Origin of the sequence: Corynebacterium sp. LK2510, assembly GCF_040946405.1 — a bacterium.
Taxonomy (GTDB): domain Bacteria; phylum Actinomycetota; class Actinomycetes; order Mycobacteriales; family Mycobacteriaceae; genus Corynebacterium.
The window spans coordinates 1-21,705 of sequence record NZ_JAYWLR010000016.1; the positions used below are offsets into that span (position 1 = coordinate 1).

General features: G+C 66.2%; 18 protein-coding genes. 6 read left to right on the plus strand and 12 right to left on the minus strand.

What is annotated here, in order from left to right; genetic code table 11:
• Nucleotides 1-647 (plus strand): DUF3427 domain-containing protein (locus VVR41_RS08590; protein WP_368524407.1); only part of this gene is annotated, 647 nt, incomplete at its 5' end.
• A gap of 33 nt (nt 648-680) precedes the next feature.
• On the opposite strand, the gene VVR41_RS08595 is transcribed toward VVR41_RS08590, so the two are convergent.
• The 5 genes from VVR41_RS08595 to VVR41_RS08615 all read right to left on the minus strand — a co-directional run bounded on the left by VVR41_RS08595 (nt 681) and on the right by VVR41_RS08615 (nt 5,674).
• A complete protein-coding gene (locus VVR41_RS08595) occupies nt 681-1,814 on the minus strand; it encodes an ATP-binding cassette domain-containing protein (protein WP_368524408.1) in 1,134 nt (377 codons plus the stop codon).
• Complete coding sequence (locus tag VVR41_RS08600; RefSeq protein WP_368524409.1) at nt 1,805-2,482, minus strand: ABC transporter permease; 678 nt, start codon at nt 2,480-2,482, stop codon at nt 1,805-1,807. The genes VVR41_RS08595 and VVR41_RS08600 overlap by 10 nt, the downstream gene beginning before the upstream one ends.
• The gene (locus VVR41_RS08605) at nt 2,482-3,300 is read right to left on the minus strand and encodes an ECF transporter S component (protein WP_368524410.1); all 819 of its coding nucleotides are present in this window, start codon (nt 3,298-3,300) and stop codon (nt 2,482-2,484) included. The genes VVR41_RS08600 and VVR41_RS08605 overlap by 1 nt, the downstream gene beginning before the upstream one ends.
• 164 nt (nt 3,301-3,464) lie before the next feature.
• The gene (locus VVR41_RS08610) at nt 3,465-4,454 is read right to left on the minus strand and encodes a nucleoside hydrolase (RefSeq protein ID WP_368524411.1); all 990 of its coding nucleotides are present in this window, start codon (nt 4,452-4,454) and stop codon (nt 3,465-3,467) included.
• Between the two features lie 5 nt (nt 4,455-4,459).
• Entirely contained in the window at nt 4,460-5,674 is a 1,215-nt protein-coding gene (locus VVR41_RS08615; protein WP_368524412.1) for an MFS transporter, read from the minus strand.
• 102 nt (nt 5,675-5,776) lie between these two features.
• Between VVR41_RS08615 and VVR41_RS08620 the strand changes: the two genes are divergently transcribed.
• The gene (locus tag VVR41_RS08620; RefSeq protein WP_368524413.1) at nt 5,777-6,286 is read left to right on the plus strand and encodes a hypothetical protein; all 510 of its coding nucleotides are present in this window, start codon (nt 5,777-5,779) and stop codon (nt 6,284-6,286) included.
• Nucleotides 6,287-6,311: 25 nt separating this feature from the next.
• Here VVR41_RS08620 and VVR41_RS08625 read toward each other — a convergent pair whose 3' ends face one another.
• Nucleotides 6,312-7,133 (minus strand): hypothetical protein, encoded by an 822-nt coding sequence (locus VVR41_RS08625; RefSeq protein WP_368524414.1) that lies wholly within the window; start codon nt 7,131-7,133, stop codon nt 6,312-6,314.
• 124 nt (nt 7,134-7,257) lie between these two features.
• The gene (locus tag VVR41_RS08630) at nt 7,258-8,847 is read right to left on the minus strand and encodes a carboxylesterase/lipase family protein (RefSeq protein ID WP_368524415.1); all 1,590 of its coding nucleotides are present in this window, start codon (nt 8,845-8,847) and stop codon (nt 7,258-7,260) included.
• A 176-nt stretch (nt 8,848-9,023) separates the two neighbouring features.
• Here VVR41_RS08630 and VVR41_RS08635 point away from each other — a divergent pair, with 176 nt between their 5' ends.
• From VVR41_RS08635 to VVR41_RS08645, 3 genes are all read left to right on the plus strand, one after another.
• Entirely contained in the window at nt 9,024-9,869 is an 846-nt protein-coding gene (locus VVR41_RS08635) for a hypothetical protein (protein WP_368524416.1), read from the plus strand.
• A 41-nt stretch (nt 9,870-9,910) separates the two neighbouring features.
• Complete coding sequence (locus VVR41_RS08640) at nt 9,911-13,540, plus strand: ABC transporter ATP-binding protein (protein WP_409338303.1); 3,630 nt, start codon at nt 9,911-9,913, stop codon at nt 13,538-13,540.
• A gap of 115 nt (nt 13,541-13,655) precedes the next feature.
• The gene (locus tag VVR41_RS08645) at nt 13,656-17,402 is read left to right on the plus strand and encodes a multifunctional oxoglutarate decarboxylase/oxoglutarate dehydrogenase thiamine pyrophosphate-binding subunit/dihydrolipoyllysine-residue succinyltransferase subunit (RefSeq protein WP_368524418.1); all 3,747 of its coding nucleotides are present in this window, start codon (nt 13,656-13,658) and stop codon (nt 17,400-17,402) included.
• Nucleotides 17,403-17,458: 56 nt separating this feature from the next.
• Here VVR41_RS08645 and VVR41_RS08650 read toward each other — a convergent pair whose 3' ends face one another.
• A complete protein-coding gene (locus VVR41_RS08650) occupies nt 17,459-18,229 on the minus strand; it encodes a hypothetical protein (RefSeq protein ID WP_368524419.1) in 771 nt (256 codons plus the stop codon).
• Between the two features lie 10 nt (nt 18,230-18,239).
• Nucleotides 18,240-18,800, minus strand: coding sequence for a general stress protein (locus VVR41_RS08655; protein ID WP_368524420.1), 561 nt, complete (start codon nt 18,798-18,800; stop codon nt 18,240-18,242).
• 122 nt (nt 18,801-18,922) lie between these two features.
• Here VVR41_RS08655 and VVR41_RS08660 point away from each other — a divergent pair, with 122 nt between their 5' ends.
• Nucleotides 18,923-20,065, plus strand: coding sequence for an Mrp/NBP35 family ATP-binding protein (locus VVR41_RS08660; protein ID WP_321101150.1), 1,143 nt, complete (start codon nt 18,923-18,925; stop codon nt 20,063-20,065).
• Between the two features lie 3 nt (nt 20,066-20,068).
• On the opposite strand, the gene tatB is transcribed toward VVR41_RS08660, so the two are convergent.
• From tatB to sigE, 3 genes are all read right to left on the minus strand, one after another.
• Nucleotides 20,069-20,512, minus strand: coding sequence for a Sec-independent protein translocase protein TatB (tatB, locus tag VVR41_RS08665; protein WP_368524421.1), 444 nt, complete (start codon nt 20,510-20,512; stop codon nt 20,069-20,071).
• 10 nt (nt 20,513-20,522) lie between these two features.
• Nucleotides 20,523-20,930: an anti-sigma factor gene (locus tag VVR41_RS08670; protein WP_368524422.1), complete on the minus strand. Its 408-nt coding sequence runs from the start codon at nt 20,928-20,930 to the stop codon at nt 20,523-20,525.
• Nucleotides 20,931-21,028: 98 nt separating this feature from the next.
• Nucleotides 21,029-21,679, minus strand: coding sequence for an RNA polymerase sigma factor SigE (sigE, locus tag VVR41_RS08675; RefSeq protein ID WP_368524423.1), 651 nt, complete (start codon nt 21,677-21,679; stop codon nt 21,029-21,031).
• Between the last annotated feature and the right edge of the window lie 26 nt (nt 21,680-21,705).

Genomic DNA, 21,705 nt, shown 5'->3' on the forward strand with positions numbered 1-21,705 from the left:
CTAGCCGAGTTGGCGGGGTCTTCCGCATCAACGACGAGCTGTGGGATACCTACCACTCATACGCCGGCGACCATGTCCAACCCGAAATCAGCTTCCGCGCGCACATGGACGACGCGATCGAAACCGGTTTGCTGCTTAATCGGAAGCACTATCGTGGCTCCGACCAACTCGTCTTTGGCAAGATGTACACGCGCAAAGACGTCAGCCGCCTCCTCAATTGGACGAAGAATCTGGAGTCAACGATTTACGGCTACAGAGTCGATCGTGATTCAAAGACCTGCCCCATCTTTGTGACTTATCACAAGGACGCGAACGTCTCGGAGAGCATTCGATACGAGGATTCTCTGCTTGACCCCTCAACAATGCGCTGGTTTAGCCGGCATGGACGCACACTACGCAGCGCGGAACTCCAGCCGATTCTGCACGGCGAGGTTATCCTCCATATCTTTGTGAAGCGCGAAGACGCCGATGGCGTTGCATTCCATTACCTCGGTGAAGCAGTCGCGACCGACGCACAGAACGCAACAATGCCGAGTGAGTCAGGATCTGCGTTAGATGTGGTGGTTACCAATCTCAAACTGCGCCGTCCCATCCCGTCGGATATGTTCGAGAGCATTACCGCCCCGAAGATCGCGGCAGTTCGTTAGCGCATTCAGCCCAAAGCTTCCGGCGCAGCCCCGCTAACCGAGCTCAAGCTCCTCGACCCCCGCGTACTGCCCCATTTCCGCCACGAACGACGGGTCGTGGCAGGTGAGGACGATTGCGGCTCCGCGGGATAGCCCTGCCGCAATTTCCGCGTGCGCGCGGGTGCGCCCGAGAGTGTCGAGGCCGACATCGGGCTCGTCGAGAAGCACGAGCGGGCGGTTGTACGCGAACACCTGAGCAAGCTGCGCCAGGCGCAGGTCGCGGGCAGACAGGTCGAGCGGGTGCTCCTCCGGGTCGAAGCCGCGAGCGCGGGCAAGATCCACCGAGCCGAGGAACTCCCCTACCGTCGATTCGGCTACCTGGTCTGCGCTGCGCTGCAGGGCCAGTGCCGCTTCCACGGGCGGGTGCGCCCCGTCGAGACCGGCGAGCGCACGCAGCAGCGTTGTCTTGCCGGCGCCGTTGGGCCCGCGCAGCCAGACCACCGCGCCAGGGTTCGCCACGACCCGGACCGGCTCGAGGGTGAACTCGTCGCTGCGGGCGCGTGAGAACAGACCCCGCCGTCCGCCACGGCGCGCGCCAACAACTCCGAGATCCAGCAGGTCGCCACTTGGTTCCACAGGCAGTGGGAGCTCCACGGTGGTGGTGGGAGGTGTGGTGGTGGAAAGGGTGGCGTCGATAAGCGATAGGCACTGCCCGCCGAGGTCGTGGTGGAAGGTGTGGCCAAGCACGACCACCTGGGGGCGGGATCGCGCAAGGAATGCGCGGATCAGGCGTGCGGAGTCTGCATCGAGGCCGGCGAAAGGATCGTCGAGCACGAGCACGTCTGGGTCCAGAATGGCCACGGCCGCGAACGCGAGGCGGCGCGTCTCACCGCCGGACAGCGTCGACGGGTTGCGCTCGGTAAGGTGGCTCAGCCCGGCTGCGGCGAGCATCGCTTCAGCACGTGCGAGCATTTCGTCGCGCGCGATCCCGCGCTGCTCAAGACCGATGCAGACCTCCTCGATCACGGTGTCGCGCAGGTAGGTGACATGCGCCTCCGCGTCCTGGCGCATCACCGCAGTCCCCGGGACGCGCTCGTGGAGGTAGCGGGCAAGTAGGCTCAACCCCGAGCCGGACTCCCCCACGACCTGGATGATTCGCTCGCCTCCACTGATCAGGCTCAGATCCACACAACCACCGCCACGGCGATCGCGGGGGCGAGCCAGCGCACCGCGCGCTGGAGTGAGCTATCGGGCGCGGGGCGCAGGACGGTGCGCGATCCGGGCAGGTCGTAGCCCGCCGTCTCAAGCGCGAACCCGCGGCTCGCCCCATTGGAGAGCAGGTGTGCCAGAAGGGGCAGCACCAGGTGCGGGACGACATTGCGCACGCCCAAGCGGCGCCCGCGCAGCCGGTTCGCGTCGCGGACCACCGCCACGGTGCGGGTGCCCTGCGGAAATAACTGCAGCGCGGAGCCGACGATGTAGGCCACTCGGTTGCCGCCGGGCGCGACCTGGAGGGCTTTGACCAGCTCGGGGATGCGCACGAACGCCATCGCGCCGATGAAGCAAGCCATCAGCGCCATGAACCTTAAAGTGAGCTCGCCAGCGACGGCCAGCCCATCGAGGGTGATCAGCGGCGCAATTCGCTGCGCGCCGTAGGGGGCGTGGACCAGCGTCATCGACAGCCCCGCCGGCACGGTCAGAGCCGCCACGGCTGCGACCACGCCCAGGGTCCTTGTCTTTGCAGTGGCCACCGCCAGCGCTACCGCGGCTACCGCGACTGAGAACTGCGGGAGGTTGATTCCCATGACGGCGATCCACCCCGCCAGCGCGAGCGAGAGCGCCGTGAGCGGGTTCATTAGGCCGTGGGTGTGGTGGATGCTGTGGTGGCTGTGGTTGCCGTGTCGTCGTGAAGCGGGGCAAACGATCGCGCGGTGCGATTCGGCATGGCTTTCAGGGCGAAGAAGACAACGAGCATGACGATGATCTTGTCCAGCGGGTCGGAGATGAACGACTGGAAGGTCACGGACTGCACAAGGGACGCCCCCATCTCACGGAACAGGGAGACGACCGCGCCGGTGCCCACGCCAGCGGTGCCGCCGTAGACGAACGCCGCGACGGGGGCCGCGACAATGCCGCCAACTAGCCCGAGGATCGCGCCGAACAGCACGACGCGGACGATGCTGCGGAAGGCGTCGAACTTGTGGATGAACACACCGGCGAGGTAGCCGATCAGGGCTGCACCAGCGGCGAATGGCAGGGCAGCCGGCGTGACAAGCCCCCACACGACGTTGTTGAGCGCGCCCGTGGCCAAGCCCGCGACCGGGCCCGCGAGCGCTGCGATGAGCACGGTGCCGATGGAGTCGAGGTACAGCGGGATACCGACCGAACCGGCCACCTGGCCGATGACGGAGTTGAGGATCATCGCGATCGGGATCAGGCCGATGGTGCGCGCCGGCAACACCGGCAAGGTGGCCGCCAACACGAGCAGGGTGCCGATGCCGTACCCGGCAAGGGTGATCAGGCCCTCACGCGACGAGGTGACGGATTCCCAGTCGGTAGGACGTACGAGAACGATGTAGAGCCAGGTCGCGGCGATAATTGCTGCTCCCGCGGCTGCCAAGGCCTTGCGCCCGGTTGTCCACTGGGAGTTGGTGGTGCTGAAAGAAAGTGACATTGCGTCTCCGTTTTTTACACAGGAAAAAGTGGCCCGCCTATGTCACCTCGGCGGGCGGCAGCCGCACGGCGCAGCTGGAACCGGAGGAAAGTGTAACAGGGCGCTACCTGCGACGCTGGGCCTGGCTGGGCCTGGCTGGGCACCTGGCCGAGCACAAAGTGCGGTTACTCCTCCGCGCGCGCATGGCGCACGTGCGCCAACCCGCCGCCGAAGAACTCGGCGAGTACTCCGCAGGCGCGCTCGAACTCCGCCCACGCAGCGTCGATATCCGCGCCGGTGACCACGCGCGCGTTGGGCTCGCGTTCCCACATCCCGCGCAGGTCGGCAACGGAGGTGCCGCGCATGAGCTCGGAGTCGGCTTCGACGTCGACGGTGGTCACGGTGGCGTTGTAAAGCACCGTGCCCAGCGCGACCTGGGTGGTAAGCAGGTCGTGGATCTGGGCGCGGTAGCCCTCCCCGACCTCGTCGTGGAACTCGAAGTAGAACCGCACGATGTCGGGCAGCTGCTCAGCGATAGGGGCCCCGCCAAGCTTTTCGACGACCCCCTCCAACCGCTCCGGCGTAAGCAACATGCGCTCGGTGACGCCGAGGGAGCACACCGTCAGAGGTGCTGGCGCGGCCGCGAACGCCTCCTTCGCCGCGTGTGGATCGACCCAGAAGTTCCACTCCGCGCTCGGCGTGGTGTTGCCCGGGTAGGAAAACGCCCCGCCCATGATGGTGACGTGGCGCAGTCGCGCGAAGTGCTCCGGGTGCATCCGCCGAAACGCGGCCAGGTTGGTCACGGGGCCGGTGACGATTAGGTGAAGGTCGTCGGTGCCGCGCTCGATGGCATCGCACCAGATCGTGTCCCAATCGCTCTCAACGTAGCGCTCGGGCGCGGTGGCATACCCCAGCCCGGTGTCCCCGTGGGTGTCGGGCGTGGTGGTCAGCTCCAGCTCGAGCGGGCCCGTACAACCGGCGGCGACCGGAATGGTGCGCAGGCCGCACAGGGCGAGCACCCACGCGGCATTGGCCGCGCACTGCCGCGCCTCGACGTTGCCGGCGGTGGTGGTCACAGCATCGAGTTCAATACGGCCCTCATGGTGCAGGGCCGTGAGGTACGCCAAAGCGAGGGCGTCGTCGATGCCGGGGTCGCAGTCAATGAGAACGCGCATGTCAGTCAGTCCTTTCCTGTGGCGGCGGGCTTGGTTTCCTCGCCGCGGGCGAGCCACAACACGAGGGAGAACACAGCGATGACGCTGCACGAGGCGAACGCGACGGCAAACCCGAACCTCTCGGCGAGCAGTCCCACCACGATCGGCGCGAAGATCGCCCCGGTGTCCTGCACCATTTGGTAGGTGGACAGCACTTTACCGCCCGAACGGTCGTTGCCGATGAGGTCGGCTAGCGTGGCCTGCTGCGACGGGTTCATCAGCCCGCCGCCGACTCCGGCGAACGCCGAAGTAATCACCAGCGGCCAGAAGCTCGTGGCAAAACCCATCAAGCCGGTAAAGACGGCAATGGTCACCAGGCCCGCGATGATCATGGGTTTGCGCCCGATCCTGTCGGCGAGCTTGCCTGAAAACTGCAGGGAGATCGCGGTGCCGACGGCAAAGGCAGTCAGAGCTAACCCGGCTGCGGCTCCACCGTTGGCGAACACTGCCGCGGCGAACAGCGGCAAGACAGAGGCGCGCACGCCGAAGTTGGCCCACCCGTTGGTGAAACCCGACGCCAGAAGGCTTTGATATGTCGGAGACTGCGCGGCTTCCTCCAACGGCATCGGTGGCAGGCGCGGAGGCAGCACGACCTTGCCGCGCGTGGTGGAGGTAGCCACCCACACGAGCACGGCGGCAAGCGCGACGACGATGCCGTAGATGGCAAAGGGGATGCGGAACCCGAGGAAGGACAGAGCCGCACCGATGACGGGGCCGATGATGTTGCCGAGTAGGAAAGCGGTGGCGTACATGGCGTTGGCGCGGCCGCGGATAGAAGGGTGCGTCACCCGGACGATCAGTGCCTGGGCCGACAGCGTGAACATGGTCGAGCCGAAGCCCGCGATGAACCGCAGTGCGAAAATGTGCCAGTACGCTTGGGCAAAAGCCACGAGGAACGTTGCGCCGGCCACGATGAACAGGCCGGTCAGGTACACGGGCCGCGACCCCAGCTTGTCCACGAGCAGGCCCGCACCGGGCGCGCCGATCAGGCGGGCGGCGGCGAAGATGGACACGACTGCGCCCGCGGCGGCGAGTGAAACGCCGAAGCTTGCTGTGAACTGGGGCAGGATCGGCGCGATGAACCCGTAGCCGAGAGCGATGATGAGTGCCGACGCCGCGAGGACTTTGACCGTGTCAGAAAGCCGCGGGACGAGGGCGTCGGAGGAAACTGCGGTTGCCATTGCCCATTCAGCCTAGACCTCACACAAGCACATCCGCATAATTCGAACATTCGTTCGTTCGCGTGCGATGTGGTGTCGCATGGGCGTTCTAGTCTCAGCACCATGTTCACTGACAAGAAATCCCTGCACTCCCCCGCCGCGGACCCTACTGCTCACCGTGCCACCGACCTCGCCTATGACATCGCGCGGTCTCACCCCGCCACCGTCGAAGCGCTGCGCGGAATCATCCGCCACCCACGCTCACTCTCACGCTCGACCGCTACGTGGCGCCCACCCATCAAGGCCTTGCCCCGACTGGGGCTGGGCGACGACCTCACTGTCGCTGTCACCCGGCGCAGGGTCGGGCCCCGGGCGCGCGCCCGCATCCAGGGCTACGGCGAGAAGCTGGCCCCCTCGTACCTCATCGAGCTGCGCATTACGGACCGCACCGGCCTGCCCGTCGACCCGCGGCTGTCAGAGGCCTGGGTCCGTGCGGTGCTGGACGAGGATTCCGTCGACGCCGTCCACGAAATCCCCGCGCCGCGCTCGGTCACCTACGTCTGGCTTGTGGACGCCACCTACACCCCCGTTCTGTCCCCTTCATCCATGTTTGCGGGGCTCACGGCGGCGTAGGCAGCGCGTGTGCCTAGACGTGCGCCTAGACCTCGTCTTCCTCGACCGGTACTTCGGGGATGATCAGGTCGTCCGCGTCGTCGTCGACGGCCTCGCCCAACAGCTCGGGGTCGTCCTCGCCGAAGATGTCGTAGACGTCCGGCTCGTCGAAGTCATCCTCGACAGGCAGGAGCTGGGATTCCCAGTCCTCTGCCTGGTCAGCGGCAAGGCTGAGCACGTCAAAGAGGCGGTCGAAGTCGGTGTAGGAGCCCAGGTTGAGCACCTCCGCCTCGGAGACGGCCTCGTTGTGGATGGTTTGGAACAAACGCGCGCGATCCTCGTCAGTCAGCTCCGCATCACCGTCGGATTCCCACAACTCCCCGATGGCGTCATCCATCAGATCATCGTAATTGTCGGACAGGGCCACGAACGTCACGCTTGCGGTCGGAGTGCCGTCAACGACCTCCACCAGCACTTGGATCTCGGCGCTCTCGCCGACCTCGGCCCGCACCAGCTGGTCGTTGACGCGGTCAGAGAAGAACTCCAAGTCGGAGATGCGCTCGTCCGTGCCCTCGAGCAGGTCCCGCAGCACAGTGACGACCTCGTCAGTAGCGATGTGCTCCGCGACCGTGGCCACAGCGGTCTCGACGGAAAACACCACGGAGACCAGTACGGCCTCAAATTCATCGTCGTCCTCGTCCACGTCCGCCGCCGCGATGTAGACGTTCGCAGCCGGCAAGTGGGGGTCTACCTCCACGAACTGGATCTCCACGTCAGCGGTGATCGGCACGAACATCGTCGCGTCGTGGACCCGCGATTCAATGCCGTCGCGGTCAAGGGCGGCGGCAATGTCCTCGAAAAAGCTCACAGCGCACCATTTCCTTCCAAAGTTGAGTAGGAGAATCCGTCCAGCCAGTCAGAAACACAGCTCGACTCGCCCCAGCCTAGCCACACCAACCCTCGTTCGCCGTCCAAATCGGACATGCGTTGCACTATCGGGAGCCGGTAGAAGAAATGTCGTGCGCGAACAACTCGATCAAGTCCTCCCGGTTGCCTCCCCATTCGCGCAGGTCGAACTCCTCCCAGGCGCGCCGCTGCGCCGCCTTCGGGTCGTACTCAACACGGAAATCCTCCGTAAACACCGCGGTCGCGCGCCCCGGCCGATCATCAGAACGGAACCCGTAGACCGGCCATTCCTCGCCGGGCCTGCCCTCGTGGAAAAAGGTTCCCCAGTGGTGCTGCATGACGCGGCTGACCTCGTCGAAAGCCTCGCGCGATCCAAGTCCGGCGCGCGAGCCGATCCGGTCGATCCGCGAGGCGCGCGTCGCGTCCGGGTCGCCGAAGACCACCCCAAGATCGGCGGTGTGCATCGCCCCCAGGCCGAGGCGACGCATCGTGGACGAGGCGTAGGAGAAGCGGTACATCCACGTCGGTGCCACCCAGCGGTGCGCAGTAGCCATCAACACCGCGGGTGCCCAGAACAACGCGTCGGCGACGAGCTCCGCAAAGTCGCGCCGTCCGCCGACATGTGAGTAGGTAGCCAGGACCTGTTGGGCGTTGTCGGCGTCGAAGACACTGAGTGCGCGGTGGGCGGCGCGGCGGCGGCCTTTCGTGGTCAGGTACATCGCCTTTGCGAAGCTCGCCTCGTCCTCGTTCGTGCCGATGATGAGCGGCACCGGGGCCTGCTCGCCGCGCTCGAAAACGTCGAGAGGATGGGCAGGTAGCGTCGTGCCGTCGACAGTTGGCATGAAGGCGGTGTTGAACTGTAGCGCCTCGCGGCCGTTGAGCAGCATGCTGCGGCCGACACGCACGAGCTCGCGGGCGTCCTCGTCGCGCAAGTCGTTGAGGGTGCTCAGGCGCGACATCCCCATGCCTTCTATAAGTGCGCGCACCCACATTGCCGCCTGCACGCGCGAGTGGACGCTGGCACACGGTGGCGACTGTGCGATGCTGCGGTGGAAGAGCCCGCGCGCGGCGGGGGAAGCCATCAGATGCGTCACCGCCGCACCGCCGGCGGATTCGCCCATGATCGTCACGTTGCCTGGGTCGCCGCCGAACGCGGCGATATTGTCGTGCACCCACGCCAGGGACAGGATCTGGTCGGTCAGCGCCGGGTTGGCCACGCAGTCCTGGCCGATCGAGCGAAAGTCGAGGTAACCCAACACGCCCAGGCGGAAGTTCACGGAGACGTAGACGACGTCGGTGGCCGTGGCCAAGGCGTGGCCTTGCAGCACCTTTTCGTGGCTCGCACCGGTAACAAACGTGCCGCCGTGGAAGTAGACCACGACGGGCAAGACGTCGTCCGTATCGGGCCGGACGATGTCGAGCGTGAGGCAGTCCTCCGCCCCGACCACGGCATCCTTCCACCCAAATGACCCTTGCAGTGCCGGCAGCGCATAGGAGGTGCAGTCCTTGACTCCGGTCCACTCTTCGGCGGGCCGGGCGGCGCGGAAGCGTCCCTGACCGGATGGGTCCGCCCCGTACGGAACCCCGCGCCATGTGCGCACCCCCGAGTTCTCGTCGACGATCCCTCGCACCTGTCCCGCCGCTGTGCGCGCGATGGGCCCTGACGCTGAATCCATACACCCCACCTTAGCGAGACATTAGACTTTGTTCTCTGCGGTGAGCGCCCACGGGCACGCCCCAGCTGTTACTCGGGAATGAGCGAGGCGCCGCCGCGCATTGAATAGAGAGTTAGAACAAAGTCACGTCGGCGCGCACCGAAATACGCGCCGCGATACAAGCACTGGAGGACACCATGGTTTTCAACCGGAAGAAGGACCCCGAGGTAGGCGAGATTATTACGGACGCGCTGAACTCCGACACGGCGGCCCTCGAGAAGGAGGCAGGTCCGATCGGTCGCGCGTTTATCTCCACGGTGGACAAGGCCGTTCACTTGCAGACCGGCCCCATCCAGTCGTACGTGAACTGGGTGCGTCGCCAGAATCCGGAAGCGACTCCCGCCCAGGTGCAGGAGATTATGGACAAGCACTTCCGCAACACCGTCTCCGGTACGGGCGCGGGAGCCGGTCTAGCCGCCGCAGTTCCAGGCGTCGGCCTGGTCACCGGCACCGCAGCCATCGCCGGTGAGTCCGTCGTCTTCCTCGACCTCGCGGCGTTTTACACCATGGCCAGCGCGTACCTGCGCGGCGTAGACATCAGCGACCCGGAGCGCCGCCGCGCCATCGTGCTCGTCGTGCTCACCGGCGCGAAGGGCCTCGCGGTGGTTGATACCCTGCTCGGCGAGAATGGCGGCAAGCTGCCCACGGCGGCAACCTTGTCGCGCTTCTCCGGCCCGACGCTGGCGGAGGCGAATAACATCCTCACCCGCGCCGCGATGAAGTCGGTGACCCGCCGCCTGCGCCGCGCGTGGATTGGCAAGCTGCTGCCGCTCGGCCTCGGCGCGATTGCCGGCGCCGGGGCGAACCGCAAGCTCGCCGCCACGGTCATCGACGGTGTCTCCCCGAGTCTCGGCCCGCTGCCCGCGCAGTTCCCGGCGGAGCTCACGAGCGTAACCGCGTCGAGTGAGATCACCGAGCCCAGCGATTCCAAGAAGGGCCTGCTCGAGTTCGTCTCCGGCGCCTTCGACCGCGACAAAAAGTAGCCCGCCCCGCCGTGCGTCCACCTCACACCCGGCGCGGCCTTATGCTGCGCTCCTTGTTGGCCAACCGCGGCACGGCCGCGCTCGCGTTCGGCTGCGCGGCGCTGGCGGCACTGCTCCAGGTCGCGCTTCCCGCGTTGACGGGCCGCGCCATCGACGTCGCCACCGGCACCGTTGACGGATCTGTCACTCGCATCGCCTGGGCAATGGTCGGTGTCGCGTGTGCCACCTACGCACTGTCCTGGGTGCGCCGCTGGACGGCGGGACACCTCGCGGCATCCAGCCAGCACTGGGTGCGGGTGAACCTGTTGCGCACCCTGCAGCGACTCGACGGGCCGGGCCAGGACGACATCGTCACCGGCCAGGTGGTCTCGCGCTCGATTTCGGACCTCAACCAGTTCCATATGGTGCTGGGCACACTGCCGATCTTTGCCACCCGGGCACTACAGCTCGTGATCACGCTCGGCGCGATGTTCGCCATGGATGTGCGCCTCACCGTGCTATCGCTAGCGCTTTTGCCGCTTATCCTGTGGGAAGCAAACCGCTCGCGCACGACCCTCTACGCCGCTACGTGGGTCAACCAGCAGACCACCGCGGATGTCGCCGCCCACGTCGAGCAAACCGTTTCGGGTGTGCGCGTGGTCAAGGCGTTCGGTCGCGAGCAGCGCGCCATCGACGAGCTCGACCGTCTCAGCAGCACTCTTTACGCGGTGAAGATGCGCTCGGCGAAGCTCACCGCGCGTTTCCAACCGGTCCTGAGCCAATTGCCGAAGGTTGCGCTGGTCATCACCATCGTCGCGGGTGGCCTCACCGCAATCTCAGGCGGGATCAGCATCGGCGGCTTCGTCGCGTTCACCGCGTATCTAACATCGATGACCAGCATGATGAGCATGCTCACCAACCAGTACGTGCGCCTGCAGATGGGCTCGAGTTCCATCGACCGCCTCGACGAGGTTCTCACGCTGAGCCCGCAGCGCCCAGAGCCGGCCGATCCCGCACCCGCCCCCGCAGGCCCCACTGGCATCCGCTTCGACAGCGTCGGCTTCACCACGAACAGCCACACGGTGCTCGACGGCTTCTCGCTCGAGGCCGGCCCCGGTGAGTTCGTCGCGCTCGTCGGCCCGCCCGGCGCGGGCAAGTCCATGGCAGTCCAGCTCACGGGCGCGTTCTACACCCCGGACACCGGGAGCATCTCGCTTATCGACGCCCACGGCACCCCCACCTCCTACGCCGACCTCACATCCGCAGCCATCCGCGAGAAGGTCACGTGCGTCTTCGACGAGGCGTTTTTGTTCTCCTCCTCGCTGCGCGACAACATCGCACTCGGCGCCCCGGGCGGGCGCGCCACGGACTCTGAGATCCGCCAGGCCGCCCGCCTCGCCTGCGCAGAGGAGTTCATCGACGACCTGCCCGACGGCTTCGACACCCTCGTCGGCGAGCGCGGTCTGACTCTGTCGGGTGGCCAGCGCCAGCGCGTCGCGCTCGCCCGCGCCCTGCTCTCGCGCCCCGCCGTGCTCGTGCTTGACGACGCAACCAGCGCCATCGACGCCGAAACCGAGGCAACCATCCTGCGCAACCTACGCGACACCCTCGGCGAGACCACCGTCATCGCTGTCGCCCACCGCCAATCCACCGTGGACCACTCCGACCGCGTGGTCGTTATGGAAAGCGGCACGGTCGTCGCGGACGGCCCGCGCGCGGATGTCGTCGCCACCCCCGCCTACCGCGAGCTGATGGCCCCGGAACAAACCCCACAGCCAGAATCAACTCCCGCGCCGCCGCTCGGCCGGGAAGTGCTGTGGCCGGACGTCGAGAAGCGTGCGAGCGAACACGTCCCGACCGCACCCCGTGGCATCGTCGCGACCGCGCAACTGCGCGAGCGTGTCGCCCGCCTGCCCGCGGCCACGGAGCAGCCCCGCCTCGACCCTGCCCCACTGCGCGAACCGGGCCGTCCATTCCGGGTCGCCGAGCTATTCACAGCCGTGAGGTGGCTGATTGCCGCTACCGTTGTGCTCCTCGTTATCGGCGTGCTCGCGGATCTGGCCTTCCCCACCCTCGTGCGCGCCGCCATCGACCGCGGCATCGAGCCGCACGACCCGCGCGCGCTGTGGGCTGTGGGCGCCCTAGCCTTAGGCGTGGTTGTCATCGCCTGGGCCGCGGAGGCACTCATGACGGTGCTGAGCTCTCGCTCGGGCGAACGTCTGCTCTACGGGCTGCGCCTGCGCAGCTACGCGCACCTGCATAGCCTGGGGATGTCCTACTTCGAGCGTCACCTCTCCGGCCGGATCATGACGCGCATGACCACCGACATCGACGCCTTGTCCAGCTTCTTGCAGACCGGGCTCGCCCAGGCGATCGTCTCCACGGGAACCCTCATCGGTGTCTCGGCGATGCTCGTCGCCACCGACGTCGGGCTCACACTCGTCGCACTGGCGGCCGTGCCCGTCATCGTCGCCGCGACCGTTGTTTTCCGGATCCTGTCCAAGCGCTGGTACGAGGCGGCGCGCACGCAAGTTTCCGCGGTCAACGGCGAGTTCGCCGAACTCATCGGTGGCATCCGCGTCACCCAAATGCACCGCGGCGAGCTTGCGGCAGAAGACGACTTCACCCACGCGTCCGACACGTACCGCCGCTACCGCATGCGCTCGGTCGCGCTCGTTGCGAGCTACTTCCCCGGCATGCAGGCCATCTCCCAGATCATGACAGCCGTGATCATTCTCGTCGGCGGCGAGCGCGTCGCCGCGGGCGATGTGTCCGTCGGCGTGCTCGTCGCCTTTACCCTCTACCTCAGCCAGCTCTACGGGCCGATCCAGCAACTCGGGCAGATCTTCGATTCGTGGCAGCAGGCCACGATCTCTTTCAACCGCATCACGGATCTGCTCGCAACCACCACGACGGTCCCCGACACCGGCCGCGACCCGCGCGCCGCCGAGTCCGCCCGCGGCGACATCGACTTCAACCGCGTCAGCTTCGGCTACGGCGCGGAGACCCCTGTCATCCTCGAAGACCTCGACGTCACGCTGCGCCGCGGGGAGACGGTGGCACTCGTCGGCACGACGGGGGCGGGCAAGTCGACCGTCGTCAAGCTCATCGCGCGTTTCTACGACCCTTCGACAGGCGAGGTGCGTGCCGCAGGCCGCAACATTGCGACTTTCCCTCTCGACCAGTGGCGCCGCTCGATCGCGCAGGTGCCGCAGGAGACCTATCTGTTCCCCGGCACCGTGGCCGACAACATCGCCTACGGCGTCGACGCCGCCAGCGAGGAGGAGATCGAAGACGCCGTGCGCCGCATCGGCGCCCTCGGGGTCATCGCCTCCATCCCGGGCGGGTTCAACCACCCCGTCGGCGAGCGCGGCCGAGGCTTGAGTTCCGGGCAGCGCCAGATCATCGCCTTGGCGCGCGCCGAGATGCTGCGCCCGGACGTCATCCTCCTGGACGAGGCGACCGCCACGCTCGACCCGGCAACAGAGAGGTCGGTCCTCGACGCCGCCGACAACGCGACCGCCGGGCGCACCTCGGTCATCGTCGCCCACCGCCTCGCCACCGCGGCGCGGGCGGACCGCGTCCTTGTCCTTCATCGCGGCCGCATCATCGAGGACGGCTCCCACGCGGCTCTGCTAGAACGGGGTGGCGCGTACGCCCGAATGTGGAGCATCAACCGCGAACGGGGGTAAGCCCCATGGCTACCGGCATCTACATCGGTCAGAAGGTGGCCGACGTCACCGTTGCGCAATTAGAGTCGATAATAAGTTGAAGCCTATTAGCAAAGAAGAGAGGCGAGTACTTGTCGTGAACAGTGACAACACTTTCGGCCAGAACGATTGGCTGGTAGACGACATGTTCCAGCAATACAAGGAGGACCCCAACTCCGTGAGCCAGGAATGGCGCGAGTTGTTTGACAAGCAGGGTTCCCCCGGTACTGCACAGGGCACCGCCACTATTTCCCCCGCCAAGGCTGACACCGGTGCGTCGGGTGCGAAGACGGACCCGAAGCTGGCTTCCACCACCGCTGCCCCGAGCCAGGACGGCCGCCAGACGACGGTGGACCAGGCCGCGAAGGCTGCAACGCAGAAGTCGATTAAGCCCCTGTCCAAGCCCAAGGTCTCCCCGCTGGACAAGCTCGACTCCGTCACCATGGAGCCCGGCGAGGTTCAGCTCAAGGGCGCTTTTAAGGCCATTGCGAAGAACATGAACGAGTCGCTGAGCGTGCCGACCGCAACCACGGTCCGCGACATGCCGGTCAAGCTCATGTTCGAGAACCGCTCGCTCATTAACGACCACCTCAAGCGCACCCGCGGCGGCAAGATCTCCTTTACGCACATCATCGGCTACGCAATTGTCCAGGCCACCAAGCTGCACCCGGACATGAACAAGAGCTACCGCGAGGACGGGAAGAAGGCCTTCGCGGTCCAGCCGGAGCACATCAACCTCGGTCTGGCCATCGACCTGCCCCAGAAGGACGGCACCCGCTCCCTGGTCGTCGCGGCCATCAAGGAGTGCGAGCGCCTGAGCTTCAACGAGTTTGTCGACGCCTACGAGGACATCGTCGAGCGCGCCCGCGTGGGCGAGCTGACCGTGGCCGACTACAAGGGTGTCACGATCCAGCTGACCAACCCGGGCGGCATCGGCACCCGCCACTCGATCCCCCGCCTGACCAAGGGCCAGGGAACGATCATCGGTGTCGGCGCGATGGACTACCCTGCGGAGTTCGCCGGCGCGTCCGAGGACCGCCTCGCCGAGCTGGGCGTGGGCAAGCTCGTCACCTTGACCTCCACTTACGACCACCGCATCATCCAGGGTGCGGAGTCCGGCGAGTTCCTGCGCGACATTTCGCAGTTGCTTATCGACGACTCCTTCTGGGACGAAGTCTTCACCGCCATGGAGATCCCCTACGCCCCGCTGCGCTGGTCCCAGGACGTGCCGAACTCCGGTATCAACAAGGACACCCGCGTCATGCAGCTCATTCAGGCGTACCGCTCCCGCGGTCACCTGATCGCGGACACCAACCCGCTGCGCTGGGTGCAGCCGGGCCTGCCGAAGCCGGACACAACCGACCTGCTCATGGAGACCCACGGCCTGACCCTGTGGGACCTCGACCGCACCTTCCACGTCGGCGGTTTCGGCGGCAAGGAGACCATGACCCTGCGCGAGGTCATGTCCCGCCTGCGCACCGCCTACACCCTCCACGTCGGCGCCGAGTTCACGCACATCCTCGACCGTGACGAGCGCGAGTGGCTGCGCGACCGCATGGAGGCCGGCATGCCGAAGCCGACCAACGCGGAGCAGAAGTACATCCTGCAGAAGCTCAACGCCGCTGAGGCCTTCGAGAACTTCCTGCAGACCAAGTACCTCGGCCAGAAGCGCTTCTCCCTCGAGGGCGCCGAGACCCTCATCCCGCTGATGGACGCCGTGATCGACACAGCCGCGGGTCAGGGCCTGGAGGAAGTCGTTATTGGCATGCCCCACCGCGGCCGCCTGAACGTGCTGTTCAACATTGTGGGCAAGCCTGTCGCCACGATCTTCAACGAGTTCGAGGGCAACATGCAGTCCGCTCAGCAGGGCGGCTCCGGCGATGTGAAGTACCACCTCGGCTTCGAGGGCGAGCACATCCAGATGTTCGGCGACGGCGAGATCAAGATCTCCCTGGCCGCCAACCCGTCCCACCTTGAGGCCGTGGACCCGGTCCTGGTCGGCATGGCGCGCGCCAAGGCCGACAATCTCAAGCAGACCGAGGGGCGCACCGACCACCCGGTCGTGCCCCTGATGCTCCACGGCGACGCGTCCTTCGCCGGACTCGGTGTGGTGCAGGAGACCCTCAACATCTCCAACCTCGGCGCCTACTCCGTGGGCGGCACGGTCCACATCGTGGTGAACAACCAGATTGGCTTCACCACCACCCCGGATGCCGGGCGTTCCACCTACTACGCCACCGACCTGGCCAAGGGCTTCGACTGCCCGGTGTTCCACGTCAACGGCGACGACCCCGAGGCTGCCGCCTGGGTCGCCCAGCTCGCCACGGAGTACCGCCGCGAGTTTGGCAAGGATGTCTTCATCGACCTCATCTGCTACCGCCTGCGCGGGCACAACGAGGCCGACGACCCGACCGTGACCCAGCCGCTCATGTACGAGCAGATCCAGTCCCACCCGTCGGTGCGCACCCGCTACACCAACGACCTCATCGGACGCGGCGACATCAACGAGGACGAGGCGGAAATCGCCGCGCAGGACTTCCACGACCAGCTCGACGCGGTCTTCTCCGACGTCAAGTCCACCGAGGGCAAGCCGAGCGAGCAGACCGGCATCACCGAGGCCCAGGAGCTCACCCGCAACCTGGACACCAACATCAGCGAGGACACGGTCAAGCGTCTCGCCGCCGCCTACGCCGAGTTGCCGGAGGAGTTCACGCCGAACAAGCGCCTGAAGTCCGTGCTGAGCAAGCGCGGTTCGTCGCTGACCGAGGGCGACATCGACTGGGGCTGGGGCGAGCTGCTCGCGTTCGGTTCTCTCGCCGAGGAAGGCAAGTTCGTCCGCCTCACCGGCGAGGACTCCCAGCGCGGCACGTTCACGCAGCGCCACGCCGTGCTCTACAACCCGGAGACGGGTGAGAGCTTCAACCCGCTCGACAACAACGCGATCGAGGCCGGAAACGAGGGCCGTTTCCAGGTGTACAACTCGGCGTTGACTGAGTACGCCGGCATGGGCTTCGAGTACGGCTACACGGTGGGCAACCCCGACGCTGTGGTGGCCTGGGAGGCGCAGTTCGGTGACTTCGCCAACGGCGCGCAGACGATCATCGACGAATACATCTCCTCCAGCGAGACCAAGTGGGGCGAGCTGTCCTCCCTGATCGCGCTGCTGCCGCACGGCTACGAGGGCCAGGGCCCGGACCACTCCTCCGCCCGCATCGAGCGCTACCTCCAGCTCGTCGCTGAAGGCTCGATGACGATTGCCCAGCCGTCGACGCCTGCCAACCACTTCCACTTGCTGCGCCGCCAGGCTCTGGGCAAGATGAAGCGTCCGCTGATCGTCTTCACCCCGAAGTCCATGCTGCGCAACAAGGCGGCCGTGTCCCAGGTGTCCGACTTCACCGAGGTCAACCGCTTCCAGTCCGTCATCGACGACCCGAACTTCGTCGAGCGCGGCAACAAGAAGATCTCCGGTGCGGATCACTCCAAGGTCACGACGATCATGCTGTGCTCCGGCAAGATCTACTGGGAGCTGGCCAAGCGCCGCGAGGAAGACAAGCGTGACGACGTCGCGATCATCCGCGTGGAGATGCTGCACCCGATTCCGTTCAACCGCCTGCGCGACGCGTTCGCCAACTACCCGAACGCCGAGCAGATCCGGTGGGTGCAGGACGAGCCGGCCAACCAGGGCGCATGGCCGTTCTACAACGAACACCTGCGCAACCTGATCCCGGAGATGCCGGAGATGGTTCGCGTCAGCCGCCGGTCCCAGTCCACCACGGCCACCGGTGTGGCAAAGGTGCACCAGATGGAAGAGAAGCAGCTTATCGACGAAGCCTTCGCCGACTAGCCCAGGAACGGTAAAGGGCCGGCCCCCAAGCGGAGGCCGGCCCTTTCGTCGTTGAGTTAGACAGGCGGCTGTTCCTGCGTGACCTCGGCGTCGCCATCGACGCTGACGTTCGGGTCGATGGAGGCGTATTCCAACAGCCAGTCGGCCACGACGACGTCGAGCGGCTCACCGCTTTCGGCCTCCTGCGCCATCTCCGCGACATCCTCGGTGCTCAGCACGCGGGTGATGAAGTTAATCCGCTGCACCTCGCTGCGCGAGAAGGTGGTCTTGGTAAAGACGGGGATGATGTTCTCCGGCAGCACGGCATCGTCCGCGGCGAAAGCTGCGCAGCCCTGCGCCGGGGACGGGTCCACCGTCATCACGGTCCCGGGCAGCGCGCCCACTGTTGCATCGTAGGTGTCCTCGGAGGCTTCGGTGCTGGCCGCGATGCTTTCAACGTCAGCGAACGCGCGCTCAAGCTGACGTGCTGCAGCGGGGTCGAGCTGCGCCAGCAGTGAGCCGGTGCAGGTGATCGCGAATTCGACACCCGCTGTCCGCAGGGCGTCGAGTGCGCTGTCGTCCTCCCCCAGATCGATGGCGGTGACGTGCGAATCACGTCCGATGGCGATGAGCACCTGCTGGTAGATCTCCCCCAACACGCGCTGCTCGGCGGAATCCGCGTCGACACCGATCTCGACGGCTCGCTTCTGATCCGCCGCGGTTTCCTGCGGCGCGGGCTCGGGCACACAGGCGCTCGTCCCCCACACCCCTGCGGCGGCGAGGGCGATCAGCAACGTACGCCCGATCGAGTGGGGGCGGGTCTGGGTGGTTTCTGCCTGGCGTGTCACGCGACTGATCCTAGTTGTCGCGCTGGTCCTCGTTGTAGCGCGGGGTGCGCTCGGTGTTGGCAGGCGTGGAGTCGAAGTCCATCTGCGCGATGGCGTCGCGGGCGCGGGTGGCCGTCGCCGGATCGCACAGCACGTCGTAGCGCCCGGCGACGATCGTGGTCGCGGACGCAAAGTCGCGCTTCCCGCCGGTCAGTGCGTAGCTGGCGGCGGCGAAGATCAGGCCGAAGATCGCACCGATGATCAGGGAGGTCAGAATGACTGTCCACCCGGCGCCCGGCGTTGCGAACAGGGCGAAGATCAAGCCGATGAACAGACCCATCCACGCGCCAGAGAACAGCCCGCCGCCGAGGACGCGCGGCCAGGTCAGGCGGCCGGTGACGTTTTCCACCTGCATGAGGTCGACACCGACGATGGTGAGGTGCTCTACCGGAAATTCGTTGTCCGCGAGGGTGTCCACGGCGCGCTGGGCGTTCGCGTACGTGTCAAAGCTGCCCACTGGCCAACCGGTGGGGCGCTGGCGCGCCAGCGGGTTGTCCATCCGGGGCGAGGTGGCTCGTGACGGCGTGGTCATGGTGAAGCTGTCCTTTCGGCTGAAGTGCATAACCCCAACCACGGTAGCCGTTTGCGCGGCCCCAGGGGCGAAGCACGGCGCCTGGACTGTTGCGGGTGGATCGGGCCTATACTTGGGCCCAAATGACTGACACAACTTCGCTCTCCCACGACATCGTCATGCAGGCCCTCAGCCGCGTCGAGGACCCGGAAATCGGCAAACCTCTCACTGAGCTGGGCATGATCGAATCCGTCACCATCACCGGCCGCGATGTCGCGGTTGGGGTGTTTCTCACCATCGCCGGCTGCCCCATGCGCGACACCATCCAGGACAATGTCCGGGCCGTGCTCGCTGAGCTCGACGGGGTAGGCACCGTTGAGGTGACGCTGCACACTATGAGCGACGAGCAACGCCGCGCCCTGCGCGATCGTTTGCGCGGTGAGCAGACCACCCCCCAGATCCCGTTCGCTGACCCGTCCTCGACGACGCGCGTCTTCGCCGTCGCCTCCGGCAAAGGCGGAGTGGGCAAGTCCTCTGTCACGGTCAATTTGGCCACCGCGCTTGCCAGCCAGGGTCTGACGGTGGGCATTCTCGACGCCGACATTTACGGCCACTCCGTTCCTGGGTTGATGGGTTCGACTGACCAGAGCCCCACCGTGGTCGATGACATGATCATGCCCCCGATTGCCCACAACGTCCGCCACATCTCGGTCGGCCAATTCATCGAGGGCAACGCACCGGTGGTGTGGCGCGGCCCCATGCTCACCCGCGCGATCCAGCAGTTCCTTTCCGACGTCTACTGGGGCGACCTCGACGTCCTCTTCCTCGACCTGCCCCCGGGAACCGGTGACGTGGCGATTACCGTGGCGCAGCTCATCCCGAACGCTGAGCTGATTATCGTGACCACCCCGCAGGCCGCCGCCGCAGAGGTGGCTGAGCGCGCCGGAACCATTTCCCAGCAAACCGGTCAGCGCATCGCGGGCGTGGTGGAGAACATGGCGGGCATGGTCATGCCCGACGGGACCGTGATGAACATCTTCGGCGAGGGCGGCGGACAGCGTGTCGCTGAGCGCCTTACCGCGCTCACGGACAACGAGGTCGCGCTCATCGGCTCGGTGCCCCTCGACCCGGCGCTGCGCGAGCACGGCGACGACGGCACCCCAGTCGTCGTCTCTGACCCGTCCTCCCCCGCCGCGGCGGCGCTGCACGAGATCGCGAACAAGCTGAAGGTCCGGCGCGACTCCCTGGCGGGCAAGAGTCTCAACCTGGGCGTTAACCGCCCGTAGCGGTTAGAGGACGTCCTCCCAGGAGAAGCCGGGTCGCTGCCGCGGTTCAGACTGCGGCGGCTCGGGCTGCGGCGGTGACGCCGGGCGCGACAGGCGGGTGCTTCCGCCCTGGTTGCGCGGCGTCTCGTCGAGCCGCTGACGCGGATCGGGGCTGTCCGGCCCGTCGAAATCGGACGCGGGGTCGTCGAAGAGCACCTTCGCCACAGCCCGCCGCGGCCCCATGGCGGCATACTCGGTCACCGTGTTTAAGGGTTTGCGGAACTGCTCAAACTCCTCGAAGCCGGTTTCGGACTCGAGCTCCTTTTTCGCGTTGTTGATCGCCTTTCGCGCGGCGTAGATCGCGGCGCGCACATCTTGGACAACTCCGGGCAGGCGTTCTGGGCCGATGACGATGAGGCCGATTATGAGGACGAAGAATATTTCGCCCCACCCGATGCTGGAGAACACGCCTTGTACCTTACCTGCGCCGCGTAATCGAGCGCAGCGTGGCCCCGACCGCGTCGACGACCTCCCCCACAATCTCCGCACCGCGGCTCTGCGCTCCGGTGGAAGACGCGTTCGCGTTGTCGGCGCACTCGTCCTGGACCCGGTTGAGCCGCTCCACGAGGGATCCGGGTGCGCGCAAGGACGAGTCTGCGCGGGAGCTGCGCAGACGATCGGCTGCCTGGCGCTGGGCGACTACCTCGCGGCGACACTCATCGCAGGCGACAACGTGGACGCGGGCGCGGTGCGCCGCCGTGTCCGACAATTCCCCGTCCACGTAGGCCGCAACGGCCTCGGTGCTGAGATGATCAGTTGAGCGGAAATGTCCAGACTCGACAGAGCTTTTCTTTCCGGGAAGGTGATCCGGAAATCGCATCCCCATGTTCAACACACCTCCTTGTCCATTGGACTCAAACGAAGCTGTAACTCCACTTTTACACGCGTCTACGAAGTTTCGCTGGCACGTTCCAGCAGAAAAAACTAGCGGGTGCGGATGAGTTCCTTCGCGCTGGAGTCCGCCTCTGCCTGGGCTTCCAGGCTCGCGCGGAGCTGGGTGCGGGCGCGGTGGATGCGGGAGCGAACGGTGCCCATTTTGATGCCGAGCGTCGCGGCGATCTCCTCGTAGCTCATTCCGACAACGTCGCACAACACGACGGCGACGCGGAAGTCGGGGCCCAGGCTGTCGAGGGCGCGCTGCAGGGCCGGGTCGAGGTTGGTCGCCGTGTAGACCTGCTCCGGGGTCAGGTCGGTGCCAGGCACACGCTCGTAGTCCTCCGGCAGCGCCTCCATGCGGATCTTCGCGCGGTGCCGGACCATGTCCAGAAACAGGTTGGTGGTGATGCGGTGCAGCCAGCCCTGGAACGTTCCAGGCTGGTACGTCTTGAGGCTCCTAAACACCCGCATGAACGTTTCCTGGGTCAGGTCCTCGGCGTCATGCTGGTTTCCGGAGAGCCGGTAGGCCAGGCGGTAGACACTGTCCGCATGCTCTGCGACGAGCTCGGACCAGGAGGGCATGGGCCCCTCGCCCGCGTCGAACGCCGCCGTTCCGGTGAGCTCTTCGCCTTCAGCGGCTCCGTCGACAAGCGAGGGCGAGCTAAGCGAGGGCGAGACCGAACGGCGCGTTTCGTACATGCCGACTATCTTTCCAAACGTGCCTG

Bases quoted from the DNA above. Each gene is read 5' to 3' on its own strand.
- VVR41_RS08600 (WP_368524409.1), bottom strand. From the start codon at position 2,482: ATGAACCCGCTCACGGCGCTCTCGCTCGCGCTGGCGGGGTGGATCGCC.
- VVR41_RS08605 (WP_368524410.1), bottom strand. From the start codon at position 3,300: ATGTCACTTTCTTTCAGCACCACCAACTCCCAGTGGACAACCGGGCGC.
- VVR41_RS08610 (WP_368524411.1), bottom strand. From the start codon at position 4,454: ATGCGCGTTCTCATTGACTGCGACCCCGGCATCGACGACGCCCTCGCT.
- VVR41_RS08615 (WP_368524412.1), bottom strand. From the start codon at position 5,674: ATGGCAACCGCAGTTTCCTCCGACGCCCTCGTCCCGCGGCTTTCTGAC.
- VVR41_RS08620 (WP_368524413.1), top strand. From the start codon at position 5,777: ATGTTCACTGACAAGAAATCCCTGCACTCCCCCGCCGCGGACCCTACT.
- VVR41_RS08630 (WP_368524415.1), bottom strand. From the start codon at position 8,847: ATGGATTCAGCGTCAGGGCCCATCGCGCGCACAGCGGCGGGACAGGTG.
- VVR41_RS08635 (WP_368524416.1), top strand. From the start codon at position 9,024: ATGGTTTTCAACCGGAAGAAGGACCCCGAGGTAGGCGAGATTATTACG.
- VVR41_RS08640 (WP_409338303.1), top strand. From the start codon at position 9,911: ATGCTGCGCTCCTTGTTGGCCAACCGCGGCACGGCCGCGCTCGCGTTC.
- VVR41_RS08655 (WP_368524420.1), bottom strand. From the start codon at position 18,800: ATGACCACGCCGTCACGAGCCACCTCGCCCCGGATGGACAACCCGCTG.
- VVR41_RS08660 (WP_321101150.1), top strand. From the start codon at position 18,923: ATGACTGACACAACTTCGCTCTCCCACGACATCGTCATGCAGGCCCTC.
- VVR41_RS08670 (WP_368524422.1), bottom strand. From the start codon at position 20,930: ATGGGGATGCGATTTCCGGATCACCTTCCCGGAAAGAAAAGCTCTGTC.
- sigE (WP_368524423.1), bottom strand. From the start codon at position 21,679: ATGTACGAAACGCGCCGTTCGGTCTCGCCCTCGCTTAGCTCGCCCTCG.